The sequence below is a fragment of the Chryseobacterium oncorhynchi genome, from assembly GCF_002899895.1.
GTDB lineage: Bacteria > Bacteroidota > Bacteroidia > Flavobacteriales > Weeksellaceae > Chryseobacterium > Chryseobacterium oncorhynchi.
This window is the reverse complement of sequence record NZ_PPEI02000001.1, coordinates 846847-871224: the sequence shown is the minus strand read 5'-3', so window position 1 is coordinate 871224 and position 24378 is coordinate 846847. Positions and strand designations below refer to the sequence as shown.

At 36.8% G+C, this 24378-nt stretch carries 19 protein-coding genes; 8 read left to right on the top strand and 11 right to left on the bottom strand.

Annotated features, from left to right (window positions below):
- Positions 1 to 114: 114 nt before the first annotated feature.
- The 4 genes from metQ to C1638_RS04010 form a co-directional block, all read right to left on the bottom strand.
- Positions 115 to 924 (bottom strand): methionine ABC transporter substrate-binding lipoprotein MetQ, encoded by an 810-nt coding sequence (gene metQ / locus C1638_RS04025; protein ID WP_109618411.1) that lies wholly within the window; start codon positions 922 to 924, stop codon positions 115 to 117.
- A gap of 135 nt (positions 925 to 1059) precedes the next feature.
- Positions 1060 to 1716 carry a methionine ABC transporter permease MetI gene (gene metI, locus C1638_RS04020; protein ID WP_109618410.1) on the bottom strand — a complete coding sequence of 219 codons (657 nt, stop codon included), beginning with the start codon at positions 1714 to 1716 and terminating at the stop codon, positions 1060 to 1062.
- Positions 1709 to 2737, bottom strand: coding sequence for a methionine ABC transporter ATP-binding protein (locus tag C1638_RS04015; RefSeq protein ID WP_109618408.1), 1029 nt, complete (start codon positions 2735 to 2737; stop codon positions 1709 to 1711). Before C1638_RS04015 ends, metI begins: the two co-directional genes overlap by 8 nt.
- A gap of 16 nt (positions 2738 to 2753) precedes the next feature.
- Positions 2754 to 3752 carry an EamA family transporter gene (locus C1638_RS04010; RefSeq protein WP_109618407.1) on the bottom strand — a complete coding sequence of 333 codons (999 nt, stop codon included), beginning with the start codon at positions 3750 to 3752 and terminating at the stop codon, positions 2754 to 2756.
- Positions 3753 to 4327: 575 nt separating this feature from the next.
- On the opposite strand from C1638_RS04010, the gene C1638_RS04005 reads away from it, so the two are divergent.
- Positions 4328 to 6454, top strand: a complete 2127-nt coding sequence (locus C1638_RS04005) for a type IA DNA topoisomerase (RefSeq protein ID WP_109618405.1) — start codon at positions 4328 to 4330, stop codon at positions 6452 to 6454.
- A gap of 108 nt (positions 6455 to 6562) precedes the next feature.
- On the opposite strand, the gene C1638_RS04000 is transcribed toward C1638_RS04005, so the two are convergent.
- Positions 6563 to 7534 (bottom strand): helix-turn-helix domain-containing protein, encoded by a 972-nt coding sequence (locus C1638_RS04000; RefSeq protein ID WP_109618403.1) that lies wholly within the window; start codon positions 7532 to 7534, stop codon positions 6563 to 6565.
- Positions 7535 to 7945: 411 nt separating this feature from the next.
- Between C1638_RS04000 and C1638_RS03995 the strand changes: the two genes are divergently transcribed.
- Positions 7946 to 9445: a phage tail-like protein gene (locus C1638_RS03995; protein ID WP_109618401.1), complete on the top strand. Its 1500-nt coding sequence runs from the start codon at positions 7946 to 7948 to the stop codon at positions 9443 to 9445.
- A gap of 71 nt (positions 9446 to 9516) precedes the next feature.
- On the opposite strand, the gene C1638_RS03990 is transcribed toward C1638_RS03995, so the two are convergent.
- The 3 genes from C1638_RS03990 to C1638_RS03980 all read right to left on the bottom strand — a co-directional run bounded on the left by C1638_RS03990 (position 9517) and on the right by C1638_RS03980 (position 13747).
- Positions 9517 to 12126, bottom strand: a complete 2610-nt coding sequence (locus tag C1638_RS03990; RefSeq protein ID WP_109618399.1) for a TonB-dependent receptor — start codon at positions 12124 to 12126, stop codon at positions 9517 to 9519.
- A 314-nt stretch (positions 12127 to 12440) separates the two neighbouring features.
- Complete coding sequence (locus C1638_RS03985) at positions 12441 to 12863, bottom strand: hypothetical protein (protein WP_109618397.1); 423 nt, start codon at positions 12861 to 12863, stop codon at positions 12441 to 12443.
- A 14-nt stretch (positions 12864 to 12877) separates the two neighbouring features.
- Positions 12878 to 13747, bottom strand: a complete 870-nt coding sequence (locus C1638_RS03980) for a helix-turn-helix domain-containing protein (RefSeq protein WP_109618395.1) — start codon at positions 13745 to 13747, stop codon at positions 12878 to 12880.
- A 103-nt stretch (positions 13748 to 13850) separates the two neighbouring features.
- Here C1638_RS03980 and C1638_RS03975 point away from each other — a divergent pair, with 103 nt between their 5' ends.
- From C1638_RS03975 to C1638_RS03950, 6 genes are all read left to right on the top strand, one after another.
- Positions 13851 to 15257, top strand: coding sequence for an aldehyde dehydrogenase family protein (locus C1638_RS03975; protein WP_109618393.1), 1407 nt, complete (start codon positions 13851 to 13853; stop codon positions 15255 to 15257).
- Between the two features lie 18 nt (positions 15258 to 15275).
- Entirely contained in the window at positions 15276 to 16826 is a 1551-nt protein-coding gene (locus C1638_RS03970; protein WP_109618391.1) for a GMC family oxidoreductase, read from the top strand.
- Between the two features lie 138 nt (positions 16827 to 16964).
- Positions 16965 to 17387 carry a PaaI family thioesterase gene (locus C1638_RS03965; protein WP_109618389.1) on the top strand — a complete coding sequence of 141 codons (423 nt, stop codon included), beginning with the start codon at positions 16965 to 16967 and terminating at the stop codon, positions 17385 to 17387.
- A 113-nt stretch (positions 17388 to 17500) separates the two neighbouring features.
- Positions 17501 to 17845, top strand: a complete 345-nt coding sequence (locus C1638_RS03960) for a phage holin family protein (protein WP_109618386.1) — start codon at positions 17501 to 17503, stop codon at positions 17843 to 17845.
- Between the two features lie 358 nt (positions 17846 to 18203).
- On the top strand, positions 18204 to 20198 hold the full coding sequence (locus C1638_RS03955; RefSeq protein WP_109619077.1) for a S9 family peptidase: 1995 nt from the start codon (positions 18204 to 18206) through the stop codon (positions 20196 to 20198).
- Positions 20199 to 20307: 109 nt separating this feature from the next.
- The gene (locus tag C1638_RS03950) at positions 20308 to 20799 is read left to right on the top strand and encodes a DNA-deoxyinosine glycosylase (protein WP_109618385.1); all 492 of its coding nucleotides are present in this window, start codon (positions 20308 to 20310) and stop codon (positions 20797 to 20799) included.
- 147 nt (positions 20800 to 20946) lie between these two features.
- Here C1638_RS03950 and C1638_RS03945 read toward each other — a convergent pair whose 3' ends face one another.
- The 3 genes from C1638_RS03945 to C1638_RS03935 are packed head-to-tail and all read right to left on the bottom strand — an operon-like array spanning position 20947 to position 24264.
- A complete protein-coding gene (locus C1638_RS03945) occupies positions 20947 to 21978 on the bottom strand; it encodes a phosphotransferase enzyme family protein (protein ID WP_109618383.1) in 1032 nt (343 codons plus the stop codon).
- Positions 21969 to 22877, bottom strand: a complete 909-nt coding sequence (locus C1638_RS03940; RefSeq protein WP_109618381.1) for a sugar phosphate nucleotidyltransferase — start codon at positions 22875 to 22877, stop codon at positions 21969 to 21971. The genes C1638_RS03945 and C1638_RS03940 overlap by 10 nt, the downstream gene beginning before the upstream one ends.
- Positions 22867 to 24264, bottom strand: coding sequence for a Gfo/Idh/MocA family protein (locus C1638_RS03935; RefSeq protein ID WP_109618379.1), 1398 nt, complete (start codon positions 24262 to 24264; stop codon positions 22867 to 22869). The genes C1638_RS03940 and C1638_RS03935 overlap by 11 nt, the downstream gene beginning before the upstream one ends.
- Positions 24265 to 24378: the final 114 nt, after the last annotated feature.

The window sequence follows — 24378 nt, the reverse complement described above, 5'->3', positions numbered from 1 at the left end:
AATTTAGCTTCAGCAGAATGCACAAAGCATGATATACAGAGGTGAAATTTGAAATGATCTACTTAAAATTTCAATATTCAAGTTTTTACTCTAAAACCCTCAGGTCTTCAAACTTTAATTCCATCCTTTTACAGCACCTCCTTTAAAGATTTCCTTAGCTTTCTTTTCTACTTCATCAGATTGAAAGGCTTTTACAAAGGTCTTTACCTTTTGGCTGTTTTTATTATCCTGTCTTGTCACAATGAGATTAACGTAAGGAGAATCTTTATCTTCTTTAAAAATACCTTGCTTTTCAGAATCTAAACCAGCCTGGGCTGCAAAATTGTTGTTAATAATACCTACAACAACATCTCTATCGTCCAAAACCCTAGGAATCTGCGCTCCTTCAATTTCCATGATTTTCAATTGCTTTGGGTTTCCAGTGATATCAGTAACTTTTGGAAGTAATCCGATGCCGTCTTTTAATTTCAATAAACCATTTTTCTGCAATAGAAGTAATGAACGTCCGCCGTTGGTGGGATCGTTGGGAATAACGATGGTGCTTCCATTTTGCAATTGGCTGATATTTTGAATCTTTTTTGAATAGGCAACGATAGGATAAACAAAAGTATTTCCTACAACAGCAAGATTATATCCTCTTTGTTTTGATTGTTCAGTCAAATAGGGAAGATGCTGGAAAGCATTGGCATCAATATCACCATTGGTTAAGGCTTCATTGGGAACTACATAATCATTGAAAGGAATCAGTTCCACTTCAAGGTTATATTTTTCTTTCGCTACTTTTTTAGCAACTTCAGCAACCTCCTGCTCCGGCCCGTAGGTAATTCCCACTCTGATAAAGTTGGGGTCATCCTTTTTCCCCGAACAGGCACTAAAAAGAAATGCTCCGGCTGCTAATAATCCTATGATTTTTATTTTTTTCATTCTGATTTTTTATTTTAAAGGTAAAAGTGCTAAAAGTAAATTGGTAAATGAGTAGAATTTATTTTATTTACATTCAGGATCTCAAAATTCTTCTCACAAGAATTCTCAAGCTCTAATACTCTTCTACACTCAAACTTATCTATGGTCAAACTTTTTAGATAATCTGTCTCCCATAAACTGTATGATAAATACAAGAAGAACAAGTAATATCAAAACGGTGTTCATGATTACAATATCATAACCGATGTAGCCATATTGATATCCAACCTGTCCCAATCCACCGGCTCCTACAGCACCACCCATTGCAGAGTAACCTACCAATGTGATTAAAGTGATGGTGGCGTTATTAATTAATGATGGAAGCGCTTCCGGTAGCAATACCTTTTTGATAATCTGAAATGGTGAAGCGCCTAAGGCTCTGGCTGTTTCTATCAAGCCGTGAGGAACCTCAATAAGGCTATTTTCTACCAATCTTGCAATAAAAGGAGCTGCTCCCACACTTAATGGAACCAATGCCGCATTTACTCCAATGGAAGTTCCTGCCAAAATCCTTGTAAAAGGTATCATCCATACAATTAAGATGATGAATGGGATGGCACGAAAAATATTAACCAAAATAGATAAAGCTCTGTGATAGGCTACATTTTCCAGCAGTTGTCCTTTTCTTGTTAAAAACAACAGAATTCCCACCGGAAGACCTAAAACAAAACCAAAAAAACCTGACACAAATGTCATATAAACCGTTTCCCAGGTTCCTTTTGCCAAAAGGGCAATTACCGTATCACTAAGCATATCCTTTTACTGTATTTTGAATTTTATTTTGATTAAAATAATAGATGGCCTGCTGGTTTTTCTCAGCTTCTCCCTGAAGTTGCAGCAATAATTTTCCAAAGTTGGAGTTTCCAAAATATTCTACATCCGCTTTCAAAAGTTTGTAAGGGATTTTGTATTCATTATATAAAGTTGAAAGAAGTTGTTCAACACTTATGTTTTCGTTAAGTTCTATTTCGACCAGCGGAAATAAACCATCCTGTGGCTCTTTCTGCAGTCTGTTACTGAGTTCCTGTGGCAGGGTCATGATGTCTGAATTTATAAATTGTTGGATCACCGGATTTTTTCTATCCGAAATGATCTCACTTAAAGTTCCTTTTGCTAATAATTTTCCTTGATCTATAACGGCAACGTGATTACAAACAGCCTTTATAACATCCATTTCATGGGTAATCAGAAGAATGGTTATACCAAGTCTTTGATTAATATCCTTTAGCAATTGTAAAATAGATTGTGTAGTCACCGGGTCAAGGGCACTCGTTGCTTCATCACAAAGTAAGAGGTGAGGATCGTTGGCTAATGCTCTTGCAATCGCTACTCTTTGTTTTTGACCTCCCGAAAGACTCCTAGGATAATCATGGGCCTTATCTTCAAGACCTACAATTTTTAGTAATTCGTTGACTTTTTTATTGATTTGATCTTTACTGAGATGATCCAGTTCCAAAGGAAGTGCTACATTATCAAAAACGGTTCTTGAAGAAAGAAGATTAAAGTGCTGGAAGATCATTCCGATTTTTTTACGTTCCTCAGCCAATTGTTTAGAACTTAATTGGGTAAAGTCTCTTCCATTAATAATTACCTGTCCTTCATCTGGTCTTTCCAATAAGTTTACAGTACGGATCAGCGTACTTTTTCCTGCACCGGAAAACCCGATAATTCCTACGATATCCCCTTTATCTATAGTAAGACTCACCTGATCCAGAGCCTTGAAAGACTGTTTTTTCTGGTGGAATGTTTTTGATATGTTTCTGATTTCTATCATTCTGATGTTTATCTTTTTAAATAGGCTGATATCGCTTGCCTGCCCTGTTAAATAATCTTTTAACTCTTCTGATTTTGACCTTTGACCGTTTTGAAAGTTTGAAATACTTGGTGACATTAGTCAGAAGTACTCCCAGCAATATGACTGCCAAACCATAGAGCTGGCCGCCATTTATGCTCTGGTTGGCCACAATCCATCCAGCAATAACTGTAACAATAGGGTTAATGTAGGTATGGGTGCTTACCAATGCAGCGGGCTTCACGGACAAGAGCCAAATGTACGACAAATAAGCGACTATAGATCCAAAGAAGATCAAAAACAGAACTCCCAACCATGCCGATAATGGGATTGCTGAAACCGAAAAACCCGTCCATTCCTTTCTAAATAAGGCAATAAGAAAAGATGCTGCTCCTGCTACAATAAGTTGTTGTGCAATATTCATAAATGTAGATTGTGAAGCCGGATTTTTCTTAGAATATAAAGACCCTAAAACCCATGCAATAGAACTTAATGCCAATACCACAAATGCTGTGATACGGATTTGGCCGTTCGCTACGGCATGTGCTGCACTTGAATTCACACTTCCTTTTAAGAATAGAATCAACCCTACAAAACCAATGGCTAGTCCAATCGGAATAAATTTATCCGAAAAATAATATTTCCAGTTTTTTCTGTCGATGGCAATAAACCAAAACGGACCGGTTGCAATGGAAATAGCTGCCTCCGAAGCTGTCACATATTGCTCACCCCAAGCCACAAGACCTGTTCCTCCGGTAAGGATAAGTACCCCCGTGATTGCGTTTTTCTTCCAGTTAATGAGTGAGTTTGGTTTTTCTCCTTTGGATAGGAGGTACCCAATCATCAGAATTCCTGCTACCAGAAATCTTAGCCCCGAAAGAATGAATGGCGGAAAACCTTTTAAGCCAAATGAAATAGCTAAAAACGTAATTCCCCATATTACATAGATGTTTGTAAATGCCAGTGGTATCAGCCATCTGTTTTTAGAATTGCTCATTTTGTAATTTTTTAATGTGTAAATTGTTGAAATGAAAAAGGCCCTACACGTGGTAGAGCCTTTAAAAATATGTCATATAAAAGTAAGGTCATCCACGAAGTTCTTTATGTATAGGCATACAATTACACATCATCATTATTTTGATGGTATGTTTCTTTATTGTATTATTCTTAGTATTTGGTTTCATTTATTTGCTTTTCCCTAAATTCTGTTGCAAATATAGAACATATATTTTTATTAGTCTATTAAAATTATAGACTTTTTGTTATATTTTTTTATTTATAAACTTTAATTATCAGTAAATCAGTTGTTTATTGGTGTTTTAATTTTTATTAATATTCAAAAAACTAGTTTAGAATTAAAATTATTTTATTTTTTTTATCAAGATTAAAATTGAATATTGAGGTTTTTATACAAAACAGATTGCAATTATTGATGGAATAAGTACCATAAAACTCTTGATTAATGTGAAATTTGATTTTTAAGTCTTTAAATTGTCGGTCCTCATCCTATAACCAAGTTTGCAAAGTCAAAAAAAATCCCGATTTTTGCAGTCTTTCAATAATCCCGAGTTCATGAAATTATGTATTGCCGAAAAACCCAGTGTTGCCAGAGATATTGCTAAAGTATTAGGCGCTACCACATCCAAGCAGGGCTATATGGAGGGGAACGGATACTGTGTGACATGGACGTTTGGACATCTCTGTACGCTTAAAGAACCTCACGACTACGGTCCCCAGTACAAATCCTGGAATCTGTTTTTGCTTCCTATTATTCCCAGCAGTTTTGGAATAAAGCTGATCCCGAATAAAGGCGTTGAAAATCAGTTTAAAGTGATTGAAAGACTAGTAGAAGAATGTGATGAGGTCATCAACTGCGGGGATGCCGGGCAGGAGGGAGAACTCATTCAGCGTTGGGTTTTGCAAAAGGCAAAATGCAGCAAGCCTATTCAGCGTTTATGGATTTCGTCATTGACGGAAGAAGCAATCAAGGAGGGCTTTGCAAGCTTAAAGCCTGCAGAAGATTATAAAAATCTTTATCTGGCCGGAAATGCAAGGGCAATAGGAGACTGGTTACTGGGAATCAATGCAACAAGGCTTTTTACAAAGAAATTTGGAGGGAATAAAGCGGTCCTTTCCATCGGAAGGGTACAAACTCCAACCTTGGCAATGTTGGTACAGCGTCAGAAAGAAATTGATGCCTTTACCACAGAAGAGTATTGGGAACTTAAAACAAAATACCGTGACGTTATTTTCAATGCTGCTATTGACAGGTTGAAAACATTGGAACGGGCAGAAAAAGGACTGGAATATCTTAAAGAAAATATTTTTGAGATTGTTTCCTTTGAAATTAAAGAAGGAAAAGAGAAAAACCCAAGGCTTTTTGACTTAACGGGACTTCAGGTTGAAGCCAACAAAAAATACGGATATTCAGCAGAAAATACGTTGAATTATATCCAAAGTCTTTACGAAAAGAAGCACGTAACGTATCCGCGTGTTGATACCACTTACTTATCAGAAAGTCTTTATCCGAAGATTGAAGGAATTCTTAGAAAAATGAGTTTTTATCAGGACCTGATTTCTCCATTACTGGAAGCTCCGATTCCTAAATCAAAAGCTGTTTTTGATGATGCAAAAGTAACGGATCACCATGCTATTATTCCAACAGAAGTTCCACCATCTCAAAATTTGAGCAGGGAAGAAAAGCTGATCTATGATTTGATCGCGAAGCGCTTTATTTCTGTGTTTTATCCGGAATGTAAGATTTCCAACACATTGGTAGAAGCCAAAGTAGGAACTATTCCTTTTAAAACAAGTGGTAAACAGATCCTGGAACCGGGATGGAGAGCGGTGTATGCTAAAGAACCTAAAGAAGAATCTACCGATAAGGAAAAAGATAAAGAAGAAGAACAGACTATTCCTGAGTTTATTGCAGGAGAATCAGGACCACATGATCCGATGATTCACCAAGGAAAAACTTCGCCACCAAAGCCTTATACCGAAGCAACGCTGCTTAGGGCAATGGAAACAGCCGGAAAACAGGTAGAAGATGATGAATTACGTGAACTCTTGAAAAATAACGGTATTGGAAGACCATCTACCCGTGCAAACATTATTGAAACCCTTTTCAAAAGAAAGTATATCGAAAAGAAAAGGAAAAACCTGATTGCTACTCAAACCGGAATTCAATTGATTGATACCATTGAAGATGAGCTTTTAAAAAGTCCGGAACTGACGGGTGAATGGGAGTCGAAACTTCGTAAAATTGAAAAAGGTGAATATGAAGCCAATCTTTTTAAGGAAGAACTGATCCAGATGGTAACTGAGCTTACCAAAAAGGTAGTGGATGGCAAAGGGAAAGTAATTACCCTGCAGGAAGAAGAAAAAGAAGAGGTTAAAGAAAAGAAAAAAAGAGAACCCGCTCAGAAAAAAGAACTTCAGTCGTGGGAAGAAACGAAATGCCCGAAATGTAAGGAGCACAATCTGATCAAGGGTAAAACCGCTGTGGGGTGCTCAGATTTTAAGAATTGTGGGTTTAAAATTACCTTTGATATTTTCGGAAAAAAACTTTCAGATAAACAACTTTTGGATCTTGTTTTAAAGGGGAAAACTTCAAAGCTAAAAGGCTTCAGTACGCATTCTGACGGAGTAACGGAGGGTGTTCTTTCTTTAGCAGACGATTTTCAGGTTCAGCTTTCTTAAGCAGTCTGAGCCATAAGATCTGTGTTACCTGCTCTATATATAGGGGGCAGGTGTGAAATTTTAGATTCTTTATTTATTGTAAATTGGTTCATCGTAATGAGAACTAATTTATTTTTTAATGCGCTGGATATACTCACTTGGCGTCATTCCCATACATTGTTTAAAAGCTTTGTTAAATGTAGATTGGTTGTTGAATCCTGCCTCAGTATAGATATACATCAGGGTTACTTTTTCAAGATCACTCTTTTCTATTAATTCTTTCACATAGTTTATCCTGTGCGAATTTACATACGTGTTGAAATTAGAGTATCCTTTTTTTCTTATTGCTCTTGAAGTATAGGTGTTATTAGTTTCTAGGATTGTATTCAGCACAGAAAGGCTAAATTTAGGATTGATAAAATGACTTTTGGTTATCATTTCATTTTCTATTCTTTCAAACAATAACTCTGCGTCTGGCATATTATCTTGTTCCTCTAGCTTAACAGGAAGTATAATTTTTTCTCTTTTTTCTATAACAAAAAGAAGCTCTTGTTCCCTTATCTTATCCTTATAATAAATGAACAGGTAAACAATTAAAATGTTAGAACCAAAAATTAAAAAATCAGTATAGCGATAGTTCTCTTCGTAAGATATTGTGATGGGTTCTAATGATAGAAAATGGGCCGTGAAAAATGATACCATTGCAATGAATATGGCATATATAGAATAAATGAAACCATATTTCTTGTCGAGATAGACATATGCCCCGAGCGGAATAGGTATAAACCAACAGAAATTGACAATGGAAATTTTCCAGAAATAAAGGGTGAGAAAAAAAACATAAAGTGGTGCAATAATAAGGTAGACCTGAACTCTATTTTTTAAAGTAACAGACGGAAAAAAGGTATCAAGTACATATACAAAGCTAAATATACAAACCGCTCCGCCTAAGGAATAATAACCCATTATGCTGTCTTTAAAGATAAATAGGTGTATAAGAGCAAACAATAATAAAAGAATAGTCATTAGATAGCTATATCTTATAGATAGTTCTTCTTTTAATCTTAGTATTTCCTGTTCTCTCAGTTTGACATTATCCATTTTCTTTGTGTTGATTTTAGCAAATTTATCAGTGAAATTTTAAATTGTATTTGTGTAAACTGTTTTGTATCAGTTTATTGTTGCCTTATAATGATAGCGTTTAACAATCTTTAATGGATTCATGAATTTTATTTGTGTTTGTGGTTCTTTTATTTCCATAATCCTCTAATAGGGGCATACTTTTGCAACGAAACACAATGATGATAAATATTGCAATTCCAACAAATTAACGATCAGTCTCTTATTATGTTAAAAGTATTTGATTATAGCAGATCTGGACAATTTGACCGAGGCAAAAGTAATCAAAAAAATAAACCATTCGTAATTTTTTGTATCAGATGAAACTGATGCTTCTAATGTGAGTATCAATACATTTTGTATTAGATAAAACAATATAATTTTATAAACCAAATGAGAAAAATTCAACTATTGCTAATGCTTCTTATCACAAGCGTCATAACTTTTGGACAAATCGGTATCAGTACAGATAAGCCCAACATAAATGCGGGGTTGCACATATCGGAAAGGATCGATCCTGCAAGTACTGCAGCACCAGACAAATTCAATGGGGTTATTATTCAGCGTTATACTACTGCAGAGAGAAACACCATGTCTTTAGGAGCTGCAGAGAATGGGCTAACTATCTACAATAAAGACACAAGCTGTTACGATTACTGGAACGGTACAAGCTCCAAGTGGAGTAGTATTTGCGGAAAACTGGGACCATCGGAGTTTAATGTCGGTTCTATTGATTGTTCTACAGATATATCACTTAATGGCAGCTATACTACAGATACAGGGCTTACAACATCAGAATATATTAAGATCAAAGTAAACATAACCAGTCCCGGGTCCTATGATTTTAGGGCATATTCTTCTCCGGATAACGGATATTATTTCTCTTCGGTTGGAGAGTTTGCGACTACTGGTATTAAAACAGTATTCTTGTACGGAAGCGGTGTTCCTGTCAATGCGGGAACTGATATTTTTGTTCTGACGCTGAACGGGCAGACTAAACATTGTGATGATCAGCTGAAAGCAATTGTCAGCAAAAAAATAAAATCCTTGGCAACCGTAAAACTAGGAGATGTTACCAATACTTCTTATAAATTTTCAAGCCAAACATTTACTACTTTTATGAACTCTTGGAGCAACTTTGGACCTCTTTCTTCATCTACTGTAAGGACAGATGGCTCACCAATGGCACCTGATGACTTAAATGACACAGGTGATTTATCTACAATTATGAGTTACGACATCATTGGAATGGGATGGAGAAGTGGAAATGATATTACCGCTCTTCAAAGATCATCATTGTTCACATTTGCAAATACACCTCGCAAAGTGCTTTTGATTGCCACTGAGTTTTATGGTGGTTTGGGTAGTATGAATAATACACTTGGCCTTTTGAATTCTTTAATTGGTGATATTACCCTTACTTCTGCCGATATTGTCAATAATCCAGCTGTAAATGCAACTACAGGTATGGCAGATTTCTTTACATCGGATCCTGCAAACGATCCTTTCCTGAAAGGTATTTTCGGAGATGTTACTGGGATGAAATTTGCAGATCAGGCAAGTGGTGGTTATTCCATATCAAAAACAAAATTAAGCCAAAGCAATAATGTACAGATTTTAGCAGCAAATGGTAATTCTGTTTCTGCATTCAAGGTAAAAAATAAAGGTGTATTCTGGGTAGAAGATGGTGCGTTTTTTTCTTCCCAAAGTGGTGGTAGCGGATTTCTTCCAGGTAGCGGATCGAGTGCCGGCCCAGATTGTTATACGCCTTATGCGGGAGTTATGGGAGCAAAACCCATTCAATGTGGTCCAAGTTCTACTCAGGGGACAAATTCCGGAGGTAGTATTTTCTCAGGAAATATTATATTCTGGGCATTACAACAACTACAATAATGTATTATAAATATCAGAAAACCCGCCATTATTGGCGGGTTTAATTGAATCATTATTGAGATGATACTGTATTAGAATTTGAAAGTGGCTGCAATAGACCATGTTCTTCCAAAACCTAGGAATCCTGTATTGCCATTAGCAACACCTTGATATACTCTACCTGTTTCCTGATACGTTTTTCCTGCATCCGGACCATTAGCAATTTTATCACCTGCAAAAATATTGGAGCTTAATTCAGAAATATAATATTTGTTGAATAAGTTGTATACATTAGCTCTTAGCGTTAAAGACTTCTTCTGATCAATGATGAACTTGTAAGTAGCCCCTACGTCAAATAAATTATAACTTGGTAATTTTACAACGCCTTTTTCTCTTGCTGCTTCAGTAAGGAAGTTAATCGGGTTGAATTGCGCATATAATTTGTCATAATATTCCCAGTTCGCATCAATACTGAAAGCTTTGGTAATATTATAGTCAGCTCCGATGCTTGCTGTTGTTTGTGCAGCATCTCCAACTTTCAGGTCTTTAATGTTAATGATCCCTGTTGCTCCTGCAATTTCCTGGTTGTTTTGAACATCAATAATGTTGAAGTTCGCATTTCCTTTGTACTTCCAGTTACCTAGTGATAACATTCCTCTCAATCTAAGGTTAGAGAAAGGTCTTGCTTTCGTTTCCAATTCGATACCTTGGTGAACCTGTCCAACATTTAAGGCATTATAGTAATAAGCATTTCCAAGCTTCAATTGAGAGAAGTTGGCAACATCTGCAGCACCTGCATTGAATGTTCTTGAAATAAATCTGTCATCCCACTGCGTTCTGTATGCATTAATATTAACATCGATATAACGAGATTTGAAACCATATCCTAGCTCTATAGAGAAGATTCTTTCATTCTTCGCATCGTTATAAATGTTTTGATTGGATGGGAATAAAGCATTGAATAATGGCTGTCTTGAAATAACCCCCGTATTGAAGAATACATTATGATGCTGATCTATGTTATAGTTGGCACCTCCCTTTACAATATAACCCGTTTTGTGATACCATTTGGTTTCCTGATTTCCGGGAGTATACAGCATATAGTCTTTTCTCTTGTAATATTGTTCAGAAACTGACCCTTGAATAGATGCACTTAACTTCTCAGTGCTATATTCTACCATTCCGTATACACCAGCCCATTTTACTAAGCCTTCGTTGTGGATAGACACTTTCTGAGCATCATTAAGCTTTGAAAGTGGTTCTGGCTTTACAGTTTGGTTAATATAATACCCTTTTGGAGCATTCGCTGTATTAGGAACAAATAAGGCATCTGACCCTAACATATCAGTAACAATGTCATAAAGGGATCCCTTGTAAGTTTTAAGGTCAAGACCTCCGTTAAAGGTCCAGTTGTTTTTTTTGTAATTAAGATCTGCAATTACACCATACCAGTCGTGGGAATTAATACTTTGCTTTCTTACAATACCAGTGGTTCCGTTTAATGTACTTACATATCGTCCGTTATAATCAGCTGGAGAACCTGCAGGAGCTGTAAAAGTTCCTTTCTGGAAATTATTTCCATTGTAATCTGTTACCAGACCTCCTTGGTTATAACGATAAATCATATCCCAGTTGATGGTACCATCTCCGGCCGGTCCGTAATTCATAAAGTTCATGGTTTGTCCGCCAGCATTTTTAATGGAACCGTTAAGTCCGGTACCACCACCACCACGTCCCCACGAACCATACACCACTGTGGATAATTTCAAGGCATCATTAATATTCCAGTCCCAGTTAAGAGATGCAATCGGCTTATGGTAGAAGTTAGGTGCTAAATTGAATTGAGAACCATTCAGCATTCCTGTTTGTGGATTGTATCTTCTTCCGTACGTTTCAAACTGTTGTAATGTTGCCACATTGGCTCCCGTTGCAGAAGATCTTCTCGTGTCGTGTACCTGAGGTGCTCCGGTTGCAATTAAATTGAATGCATGTTTTTCATTCGGCTTAAATCCAGTGGAGAAAAACCAAGAGTAACCTTCCCCCTTTGTACCGTTGATGTAACCATCACCTTGCCAACGAGAAAGCAATACCGTTGTTGCCCATTTATTTTTTAAACCCGAAGAGTACATAGCAGATAATCTGGAGTAGTTATCGTTACCCACTTCTCCCTTTATCATTGCTTTTTGCTCAGAATCGGTAGCCTTAGTTACAATATTGATAGTTCCTCCTACAGATGGAACTACAAATTTAGAAGCTCCCAGACCTCTCTGAATCTGAATCGTACTTGCAATGTCTGCCAATCCGGTCCAGTTAGACCAATAAACAGTACCTCCCTGCATGTCATTAACAGGTTGTCCGTTGATGATTACCGCAATGTTGGCACCATCAAAACCTCTCATGTTAATTCTACTGTCTCCAAATCCACCACCTACTTTGGTAACGTAAACCGATGGGGTAGACTTCATAATTTCAGGAAATTCTCTATTTCCCAATTTCTCCTGAATTTCAGCTGCCTTAATAGTGGAAACTGCAACAGGTGTCTTTCTTTCTTTGGCTGTTTGGGAAAGGTTTCTACCCACCAACATCACCTCATCAATAGATTTGGATTTTTCTAATGAATCCTTTGTACTCTGACCGTAATATAATGCGGCAGTAGGTAATACAAGCGCTATAAGTAGTCGCTTTTTAAAAATAATGCTCATGAAATAAACTAGCGTGTTTGATTTTAAGGCTGCAAAGATGGATATTTATTTCTTAATAGAGTGTTAAATCTTAGCTGATGGATTTCATGAATAACGCCGACTGGCATTAGCATTCATTCTTTCGATGATATTAAATTATATTAAAATTAACATTTACAGTTTGTTAAAGTAGAAAATAGGGTAAAAAGGAATTTTTTAGAATAGATTAGAAATAGGTTAATTATATTTTTTCTATTTAAAAATTAGGGCAATTATGCTATCAATTTTACAGATTTATTTGAAAATTTATGACTCTTCAATGAATAAAAGTGTAATTATCTAAACAACTTTTCATACCACCTATCGATATCTGTTTTGATATCCTCATGGTATTTGCATAAAATGTGCGCTAATTCCAACTCCGATCTTTCAGATTTATAAGTATTCAGGGTAAGGAATCCGAAAAAATTCCCGTCTTGGTCAACAATAACCGGAGGATATGAGGCGTAGCTGCTCCAGGGAGAGTAAGTACTGTATGAACTCCCATAATTTCCGTAGGAATTCCAGATCGATTTTGAACTGTATACATTTCCATAATCACTATACTTGTTCCAGATGGAGTTTTTATCAAAAGTATCACAGTTTAAACATCCCAAATATTGATCCTGATCTGCCCCTCCGTATAAGTGCAGGGTTTGTGCCTGAAAAATAGAACAGAGCAGAAAGCTTACGATTGTAACGATTTTTTTTAAGGGCATAGGGTTATTTTCCTTTAGTTTATTTTAAATTTCTTCGGAGATTTTCCGGTGATCTGAGTGAATTTTCTGTAAAAATATTCCAAAGTATTGAATCCGGATTCAAAGCATATGTTTTTAATGCCAATTTCCGGATTGGTGATCAGTAGCTGTTTAGCATGCTCTATCCTTAATTGAATAATATACTCTACCGGGGTACAGTTGTAAGAATGCTTAAATTTTTTGAACAGATTTGCTTCACTCATGCCTGCTATCTGTGCCAGCTTTTTGATCGTAATAGGTTCTCTGTAATTTTGCTTGATGAAATAAACCACTTCCTGAAGACCGTTCTGCATACTCTCTGCTTTATGGGTATGCAGCAGGATATGTTTTGCGTTGGTTTTCATCAGTTCATAAATCAGCTCTTTAAGATTTAGACTCAACAAAAAATCCGATGTTCCATACATGCTGTCGTCTATTCTTCTGTTATAAAGATTTGTAAGACTTCTCCATAAAGACTCATCAGAGCTTACAAATTTTTTCACAGCATTCTCTTTCATCATAATTCCTGTTCTGTCCCAATCAGGATGCCAGTTCTCGATAACTTCGGAAAAAACGTTGTCAATATATTCTTGTTCTATATTTAATACCAGACATTTTGTAGGCTCACGGAAAGCTGGATGAATGTCTATACTCAGTTCTTTATTACAAGGAGGGATGAATACACTTCTTTCGTTAAACTCAAAAGTTTCTTCCTCACTACGAATAATCTTATTGCCACTCAACATAAGAGTGATGACCGGTTTTTCAAAAAAGAAAGGAAAATCATGGCATACTACATTCGTTTCGAATACATTCAATTCTCCGAAAGGAATACTGAAAACAGTTCTTTCTTCGATCTTTTCCATTATAGCATAGAGTTTAGGTTAAAAAATATAGAGAATAAGCAAATGATTTATATCATGTTTTTGTCATTTTCGAGCTATGTAAAATACAAAATAATTTAGAACAATGGAAAATACATCATTCGTAGAAAAATCCCATACTGTAGATACTGCTTTTTTATCATTAAACCCATCTACTTTAGAGATTATTGGGGAAGTAGCCAATACTTCAGTTGAAGAAATAGAGGTTAAAATTGAAAAAGCAAAAAAAGCCCAAAAACTATGGTCAGCAAGACCGGATGAAGAAAGAAAACAGATTTTATTAAAAGTAGCAGAAGCTCTGCAAAGCAATTCAAAATATCTGGCAGAATGGATTACACGAGAACAAGGAAAACCTCTTAGTGGCCCGGGAGCCAACTTTGAAATGCAGGCTTGTGTAGGCTGGACGCAGGTTCCTGCATCCCTTGACTTACCTGAAGAAATTGTTTTTGAAGACGAAACCCGAAAAGATATTCTGTACAGAAATCCAATTGGAATTGTAGCGGCAATAGCCCCTTGGAACTGGCCTTTGATGATCGCTATCTGGCAGATTATTCCGTCCCTTAGAATGGGAAATGCTGTTATTATAAAACCATCGGAATATACTACGTTCTGCAGTCTGGAGATGATAAAAGTAATCAATACCGTACTTCCTGAAGATATTTTACAAGTGGTTACGGGAAAAGGTGAAGTGGGCGCTTATCTTACAGGACATCCGGAAATTGGTAAAATTATGTTTACAGGTTCTATTGCTACAGGAAAAAAAATCATTGAATCTTCCGTTAAAAATATGGCACGTCTAACGTTGGAGTGCGGAGGTAATGATGCCGGGATTATTGTACCCGGACTTGATGTGGCAAAACACGTGGAGAATCTTTTCTGGGGTGCTTTTTTGAATATGGGTCAAACCTGTGCCTGCTTAAAAAGACTGTATGTACATGAGGATGACTATGAAAAAGTGATGAATGCTTTGGCTGAATACTCTTCTCATATTCCAATGGGGAATGGGGCAGAGGAAACCAATGTTTTGGGGCCAATACAGAATAAGATGCAGTATGATAAAATTCAGGATCTCATCCGTGATTCTGAAAATATTGGTGCGGACTTCAGATTTAAAGGACAAAAGCCGGATCTGGACGGGTATTTCATCCCGATAATGCTTCTTGGGAACGTTGATAATGGAGATAGAATCGTAGACGAAGAACAATTCGGGCCGGTTTTACCTATTATCAAATATAAAACATTAGAAGAAGCCATCATCAAAGCCAATGATTCTGAGAATGGATTGGGAGCTTCGGTATGGAGCGATGATTCTGAACAGGCTCAGAAAGTTGCTGCACAACTCGAGGCTGGAACAGTTTGGATCAATCAGCATGGTGCTATTCACCCTTTTGTACCGTTTGGAGGAGCAAAACAGTCCGGTTACGGCGTAGAATTCGGAATCGAAGGGTTGAAAGCTGTAACAGTTCCTAAAGTGATCAGTATCAAAAAGTAACAAATCAAATTAAAACTTATGAAATACGATTTTATAGTTGTCGGATCAGGTTCGGCAGGCGCTGTAGTAGCCAATAGATTAAGTGAAAATGAAAATATAAATGTACTATTGCTGGAAGCAGGGCCGGATGATCAGGTTTCTGAAGTTCAGGAGCAGTCTGGTTGGCCTGCCATATGGAATACAGAAAGAGATTGGGCGTATCATACCGTTGCTCAGGAAAACGCAGGAGGAAATACCAGATATTGGCCCCGTGGTAAAACACTGGGTGGTTCAAGCTCAATCAACGGAATGATCTACATAAGAGGACATCAACAGGATTATGACCACTGGGCGTATAATGGATGTGTGGGCTGGGACTGGGAAAGTATTTTGCCTTATTTTAAAAAATCAGAAACTCACGAAGATGGTGAAGACAAAATTCATGGAGGAGAAGGACCTCTTTTTGTAAGCAGGATTAAGCGTCCAAATACAATCTCAATAAGTGCAATTGATGCATGCAAAGAATTAGGATATCCCTTAACCGATGATTTTAATAAAGAAATCTGGGGAGCAGGACTTAATCACCTCAGTGTAGGAAAAGATGGTAAAAGATGTTCTACGGCAAAAGCATTTTTAGATCCCGTTAAATCCCGCCCGAATTTAGATATTCAAACCGATGCTCTGGCCCAAAAATTAATTTTTGAAGAAGATCAATGTGTAGGAGTTCAGTATATCAGAAATGGACAAGTACTGGAAGCAAAAGCAGACAAAGAAGTTATTGTATCCTGTGGAACCATAGAATCTGCCAAACTTTTGATGATTTCAGGAATTGGAGATAAAGAAGAGTTGGAATCCGTGGGTATTTCAGTAATCAAAGATTTGAAAGGAGTGGGCAAAAATCTTCAGGATCATCTTCTGACGAGTGTTATTTTTAAAGCTAAAAAAGAAATTCCTGCCCCTGAAGCCAATTTACTGGAAGCTCAGCTATTCTGGAAAAGTAAAGAAGAAATGGTTTTCCCTGATCTGCAGCCATTATTTATGGGACTTCCTTATTACAGCCCCGGGTTTACAGGGCCGGAAAATGCGTTCACATTCTGTGCCGGATTTATCAGACCCGCAAGTAAGGGATATATTAAACTGACATCTTCTGATCCTGCCTCACCGCTGGAAATCAATCCCATGTATCTTTCTGAGGAATCCGATCTGGAAGCTCTTTACCGTTGTGTTGAAATCTGTCGTGAAATGGGGAGAACAGAAGCCATGAAAGAGTGGAATGATGGTGAAATCTACCCAGGAGAGGGAAAAACCAAAGAAGAAGTAATCGATTATATCAAAAAGTCATGTTCTACTTACCATCACATGACCGGAACCTGTAAAATGGGAATAGACAGCCATTCAGTTGTTGATCCGAGATTAAAAGTATATGGTGTGAAAGGACTTCGTGTAGCCGATGCTTCCATTATGCCGGATGTGGTTTCCGGGAATACCAATGCACCCGCAATTATGATAGGAGAAAAAGCAGCAGATATGATCAAGGAAGATCATCATCTGAAAACTTCAAATACTCATGAAAAGTTATCGTTAGTTTGAGATAGCGTTTAAAAGCGCAGATAAAGAGTCGTTTTCACCAGTTGTTAACGGCTCTTTTTTGGAATCTTTTGTTTAAATTTCTAAATATAATTGAGATAAAAATGCCGTAGAGCTTACCTTTGTTTAAAAATAAAATTCATGACACCAGAAAAGAGAAAACTCATTACAGACAGCTTCGACCGTTCAGAAACATTGAAATTCTACAAAGCAAAGCTATTGGAAGTGGACACTGATTTCGTATCCATCAAAATTCCTAAGATGGAAATGATGACCAGAAAAGCAGGAATGTTTAACGGAGCAATGATTGCTTCTTTGGTAGATGTTTCCTCAGGATATGCAGCTGTGAGTCATTATGCAGAAGATTGCTACGTGGTAACTGTTGAGCTAAAAGTAAACTATCTGCGCCCGGCAATGGGAGATGCTCTGGTTTCAAAGTCTTATGTCATCAAAGGTGGAACAAAAATAAGTGTGATAAGAACAGAGATCTATATTCGGAATGAAAACTCGGATTTTGAGAGCCATGTGGCAACGTCATTGGTGACCATGATGAAAATAAGATAACAATATATGCTGAGTAAAATATTCCCTAAATAAAGAGTTTTAATGAAATCTTTTTATTCGAAATGGAATGGCTTTTGCTCCATACACCCCATAACTATTAAAAAAAATAAGAAATGAATTTAATTATCCGATTGTTTGTAACTGCAATAGTTGCCTATCTTTTAACTAAAATTTTACCGGGAGTACATTTTGAAGGGTTTTCATCAGCAATTATCTTTGCTATTGTACTTGGGGTTTTAAACATATTTGTAAAACCTATCCTAAGCCTTTTTGGACTTCCGCTTACCATTCTTACATTAGGATTCTTTGCTTTGGTAATTAACGCAGGGATTGTCCTGATTGCTGATTACTTTATAGACAGTATGGTGGTAGATGGCTTCTGGTGGGCATTTATCTTTAGTATCTTATTGTCAATTGTTACCTCTCTGGCGAACTCAATGTTCTCAGATGGAGAGTAATTGATTTGAAAATAAAAATAAAAAGCCCGTTGGTATCGTACTGACGGGCTTTTTTGTTGAAAAACAAGAAAGTTTGAGGGGAAGTATAAAATATATTGGAATTTGTGAGATTAGAAGAGGATAGTTTAAGTAAAGATAAATTTACAAGTTTACTTTATGTGCTTTTTTCAATTTCTCATATCAACTTTCTCCACTTTATTTGTCTTCTTTACTATTTTACCTTACAATATCAACTTTAGTGTTAATTCTTTCGGTAATTTTTATTTTAAATATTAACTTTGGCAATCTTTGAATTTAATAAAAGGAATTGCTGAAATCTGTAGAATTCATAATTCCGCTAAAAAATGAATATCAACATATGAAACTCAAGTACAGTCTGCTGGCTCTGGCAGCTCCGCTTTTAATGAATGCACAACAAGTAATGACGCCTGAAATTCTTTGGACTTTGAAAAAAGTAGGAGTGCAGGCAGTTTCTCCGGATCAGGCTTCTCTTATCTATAAAGTAGGACAAGTAGATCTGAAAACCGAAAAAACAAAAAACGAGAACTACTTTCTGAATGTTCTTAATAATCAGTCTTCCAAAATTGATTTTGGTAAAAAAGCCCTGATTCAATGGGATAAAAACGGAATCTATGCGCAAGAAGGAGATAAAATCTATCTTTCAAAAGATGCCGGAAAAACATGGGCTGAATTCTACACTATTGGTGAAGCTGACAATGTAGTTATTTCTCCTGATGGAAAGAGAATTGCTTTCAGTAAGCAGGTTTTGGTAGAGAAACTAATGGGCAAGGATAAATACAGTGATACTCCTAAAACTACGGCTCAGGTATATACAGACCTGAATCACAGACACTGGGATTACTTTAATGAAGGGAAATACAACCACGTATTTGTTGTGAACACTTCAGATAAAGTAGAGGTTGCTAAAGATCTGTTAGAAGGTAAAACATGGGATTCTCCGCAAAGACCTTTCGGAGGTGCTGAGGATTTCATCTGGAGTCCGGATTCTGCACAGCTTTTATATGTTACAAAGCCTAAAAGTGGTAAGGAGTATGCTACAAGTACCAATACTGATATTTTTGCCTATGATATGGCAACGGGTACCACTAAAAATCTAACGGAAGCTAACAAAGGTTACGATGTTAATCCTAAATTCAGCCCGGATGGCAAATCATTGGTTTGGCAAAGTATGGCCAGAGATGGTTATGAAGCTGACAAAAATGATGTAAAAATCATGGACTGGAAGTCTGGAAAGACAACTAATCTTACTGCAGCTTGGGATGACAGCGTTTCAGGAGATGTGCTTTGGGGTGCAGATTCTAAAACAATCTATTTTACAGCAGCGTACAGAGGAACAAAGCAGCTTTTCTCATTAGATTCTAAATCTGGAAAGGTACAGCAGATCACTAAAGGGGATTTTGACGTTAATGAGATCTTTACAGATAATAAAACTTCACTTTTAGTAGGAAGAACAGATGTGAACCATGCTACAGAACTTTTCTCTGTAAACCTTAAAAATGGAGAAATGAAGCAGGTTACCGAAGCCAATAAAGATGCTTATGCTAAGCTGGCTCAAGGAAAATCTGAACTTAAAATGGTAAAAACTTCGGATGGTAAAGAAATGGGGGTATGGTTCCATTATCCACCAAACTTTGATCCGAATAAGAAATATCCAACATTGGTATACTGCCAGGGAGGACCACAGTCTGCATTAACACAATATTTCAGCGTAAGATGGAACTTTGCTTTAATGACAGCAAACGATTACATTGTAGTGGCTCCAAACAGAAGAGGTATGCCGGGCTGGGGTACAAAATGGAATGAAGAGATTTCAAAAGATTGGGGGGGACAACCCATGAGAGATTATCTTGCAGCAACAGATTATGCAAAGACATTACCGTATGTAGACGGAGAGAGAGTGGCAGCTGTTGGAGCAAGCTACGGAGGATATAGCGTATTTATGCTAGCCGGAATTCATGAAAACAGATTCAAAACATTCATTGCACATGATGGATTATTTGATATGAAATCTTGGTATCTAACAACTGAAGAACTTTGGTTTGCGAACTGGGACATTGGTTCACCATGGGAAAAACCACAGCCAAAAGCGTATACAGAGTTTAACCCAAGCAACTTCGTAGAAAAATGGAATAAGCCAATCATGATTGTTCAGGGAGGAATTGATTTCCGTGTACCTTACGAGCAAGGACAAGAAGCTTTCCAGGCAGCGAAATTAAGAGGATTAAAATCTAAATTGGTTTACTTCCCGAATGAAAATCACTGGGTACTTCATCCACAAAACGGATTGGTATGGCAGAGAGAATTCTTCGACTGGTTGAAAGAAACTTTATAGGAATTAAAGAACAAATTTTAATTCTGAACATCAATAGAAGCGGGCTTTAGCCCGCTTTTTTTATTATAAAAAGTTCCAATGGCTTTAGCCAAAATGTATATATTTGAATATGCAAAACCGTATTTCCTCATTTCCACCGCATATTGATGATCAGTCTGAAATTTTAATTCTAGGCTCCATTCCGGGAGTAAAATCATTGGAAAAGCAACAATATTATGCCCATCCCCAAAATAAATTCTGGAAAATTATCTTGGAATTACTGAATGAGGAATTTACTGAAGATTATAGCAAAAGACTGGAAGTATTAAAGAAACATCATATTGCCCTTTGGGATGTCATTGATTCCTGTGAAAGAAAAGGAAGCCTGGATTCTGAAATTAAAAATGAAGAAGCCAATCAAATTGGTGAACTGCTAGATGAACATCCTAATATAAAAGCGATTTTCAGTAACGGAGGGAAATCCTATAAAAACTTACTAAAGCTTTTAGGAAAAAACTACAAACTGCCTGTTTTTTTACTGCCGTCTACAAGTCCACTCCATACCATTTCCTTTGAGAGAAAGTTTGAAGAATGGAAGAAAATCCTTGAATTTTTGAAATGAATTTTTTTCCAAAATGACACAATATAAATAAGTTCACTTAAGAAGAAAATCAGAGGTTCTGAAAAGCTTACGGGTACTTATTATACATGAATTCTGTAACTTAATATAACTAAAGTGTTTAAAAAAAACTTTTGTACCTTTTGTAATTTAATCAATTTTTAAATACTTTTTCAATCCTTTCAATAACTCCAGCTGATTTCTTGTTCTATCCAGATTATGTTCAGCATATGTAGTAGAATAATAGGTGCTTCCGTTCAGATAATCTGTCAGAAAACGTACTGCCTGAATGTAGATTACAACCTGTGCTGCATAATCGAGATTTTCAATTTCTTCAGAAACCAGTTTTTCTTTTAAGTCAAATAAAAAGCCTTCTTTTACGGCCTGATATATTTCAGCATTGAAATTTTCTGTAACAGTTCCATCATCTTCATTAGTGGTATTGGTATAAGATCTGGCTATATCTCCAAAGTCATACAACAACGTAGAGATCATTACAGTATCCAGATCAATAATAGCCAAAGGTCTGGATTCTTTGAAAAGGATATTTCTTACATTAGGATCTCCATGAATAATCCTTTTGGGAAGCAAATGACTTTTTTCCATATCAATCCATCGTTGTGGCAGTGATAGTAGCTGGTTGGTAGCTTCAATTTCAGCAGAAGCATTATTTAGTAAAGTACGGTCAGCTCCATGTAAAGAATCTTTATAATCTGAAATTCTTTTTTCAAAATTGATAAAATCAGGAATCGGTGTTTGGATATCTGGTAGAGTACTGGTATTAATCGCGTTGAGAAAGCATCCTATTGCCTTTGCTGATGCATAAGCTGTGGCGGAATCCGGTATTTTAAAGAAAGTTTTGGTATCCTCTATAAAACCGGTCATTCTCCATGATTCCATATTATCATCTTTTACAATGAAGTTTCCGATGGAAGATGAAATGGGTTTGATGAAGAGTAATGGATACTTGCTATTTTGAAGAAGTTGGTTAACGGCTAAGTGATTGTTGATGATAATCTCCGGTTGTTTGAAAACATGATGATTGATCTTTTGCAGAATAAACTTTTCTTCGTTTTCCTTATTTTCTACAAGATAAGTTGTATTAATCAACCCGTTGTTGATGGGAGAGATTATGCAATTTTCGGTGCCAATAAATTGAATGATAATGTCTTTTAATTCCATAAATCTTCAGGATATCTGTTTTTTTGAATTTCGGATGTCAGAAAATCCTTGATATTCTTTTTATCATCCGCGTAGGTTACTCCCATCCATTGGGACGGAGATGCCTTAACCATTACTTTAGCTCTTTTTTCATCAATCATTCTCTGTACAGCAGAGGGAATATAAAACTCTTGGGTTATCGTAGGTTTTGATGTTATGAAATCATAAAAATAATCTTCCAATGAAGCGAAAACACTCGGATGAAAGATGAAAAAATTCATGGAAACCAAGGTGTCAGGAGCAATTTCTATGCTTTCCCCGTTTTCAGTATAAATGATTGCATCGTTTATCCTTTGAATAGATGTTTGTTCCTCTACCTTTATCAAAAAGTTTTCAGAATCTAAGGTACATATTCCTCTTGCAACAGTTCCGTTGCCACTCAAAGTAGTGCTTACGGGATAAGCCGCCATCCCCAATTGTAAATCTGAAATATGATGAAGATCTATTTCTTTTGAAGCCAGTTGATAAGCTTCTTTGCCATAAAAATCATCTGCATTAATCATTACAAAAGGCTCCTGTACTACTTCTTTTGCACAAAGAACTGCGTGTCCTGTACCCCAAGGTTTCTGACGTTCTGAGTAATCAAAATCCTGTATCGGAATGCTGTTCATTTCCTGATATACCCAATGAAGTTCGAAACCTTTTGCTTCAGATATTGCATTGAGCCGTTCAATGTAACTTTGAGGAATTAATTGATTGACAATAATAACTACCTTAGAGAAACCGGCCTCCAGCGCATCATAGATAGAATACTCCAAAATCGGCGAACCATTATCGAGTATTCCATCCACTTGCTTAAGACCTTTGTAACGGCTTCCCAATCCACCTGCTAATATGAGTAATGTCTTTTTAGAATTCATCGGTCATTCCAAATACAGGTTTACGGGTTTTCCATTTTCCGTTAGTAAAATCAGGAATATCAACAACCTGTCCTCCCTTGGCAATAGACTCTTCACTCAATGGAGTAATGGAGTACCATAAAGCAAGATCATAAACATCCATTGGGAATTCTATATTTCGTTTGATACATTCAATAAAAGTGTTCATTACAAAGAAATCCATTCCGCCATGCCCGGCACCGGCAGCTGTATTTTCAAACCTCTTCCACATGGGGTGGTCATATTCTTTCATCCATTTTTCCGTATTATCCCAACGGTGACTATGGTTCATTGTTTTTTCAAAATAAATATTTCCCTGGTTGAAATCTCCCCACCCGAAATCCTGCCATAATCCCTCTGTTCCCTGCACCCGGAATCCTAAATCATAAGGTCTCTGCAAGCTGGTGTCATGTGTTAAGAGTATGGTTTCTCCATTTTCACAGGCAATCTGTGTGGTGACGATATCTCCCTGATTGAATTTTACTTTAGCACTCGGATGATTTTCTCCGCCCTTAGCATGTTCTACAACATATTTATGCAATCCTACAGATTTGGATGAGAACGAGGAGAGCCTTGTTAAGCGGTTTCCACGGTTGATATCCATCATCATGGCAACCGGACCTAGCCCATGTGTAGGATAAAGTTCTCCGTTGCGTTTTACATAATGATCGGTTCTCCACTTAGCTTCACTGAAACCTTTTTCACCAAATTCAGCTCCGGAATTGTAAGGCGTAACTCCATCGTTGAAAAGGACACCTCTTAAATCATGCTGATAACCGCCTCTTCCATGAACCAATTCTCCAAACATGCCCTTACGAACCATATTCAGGATAGCCATGATATCTCTTCGGTAGCATACGTTTTCCATCATGAAAATAGGAACCTTAGTTTCTTCATACACCTTCACAAATTCCCAACAGTCCTGAAGCTTTATAGCTCCGGAAACCTCCATGCCAACTATCTTTTTAGCACGCATAGCTTCTACACCTTGGGTAAGATGCCATTCCCATGGAGTAGCAATAACAACAGCATCTATTGTTTTTAATTTTAAAAGACTTCTATAGTCATACTCACCGTTTGAAAACTCCTGGGCAGCTGATTTATTATTGTCTTTTAGTATTTTTTGAGAAGCAGCCAGCATTCTCTTATCTGGATCTGCAAATGCTACAATCTCTACATCATTACGCTTTGCCAGTAATTTGACATGCTCCTGCCCGCGAAGACCTACACCAATGAAGCCAACACGGACCTTTTTATCTGTTTTAAAATCATTTGAATAGGCAAATAAGGAATTAGGTAAAACCAATGCCCCAAAACTTGCTAAAGCTGCTGTTTTGATAAAGCTTCTGCGGGAAGTACTATTGTCCATCTATTTTTTTTCTAAATATATTAAAACTTTTGCAAACAACGATGGAATGGGAGCTGTTGAGTGGGATAGATTTAGAGAGGGAGGGAGTGTTGAAGAGTCATTTTGTTTTAGATG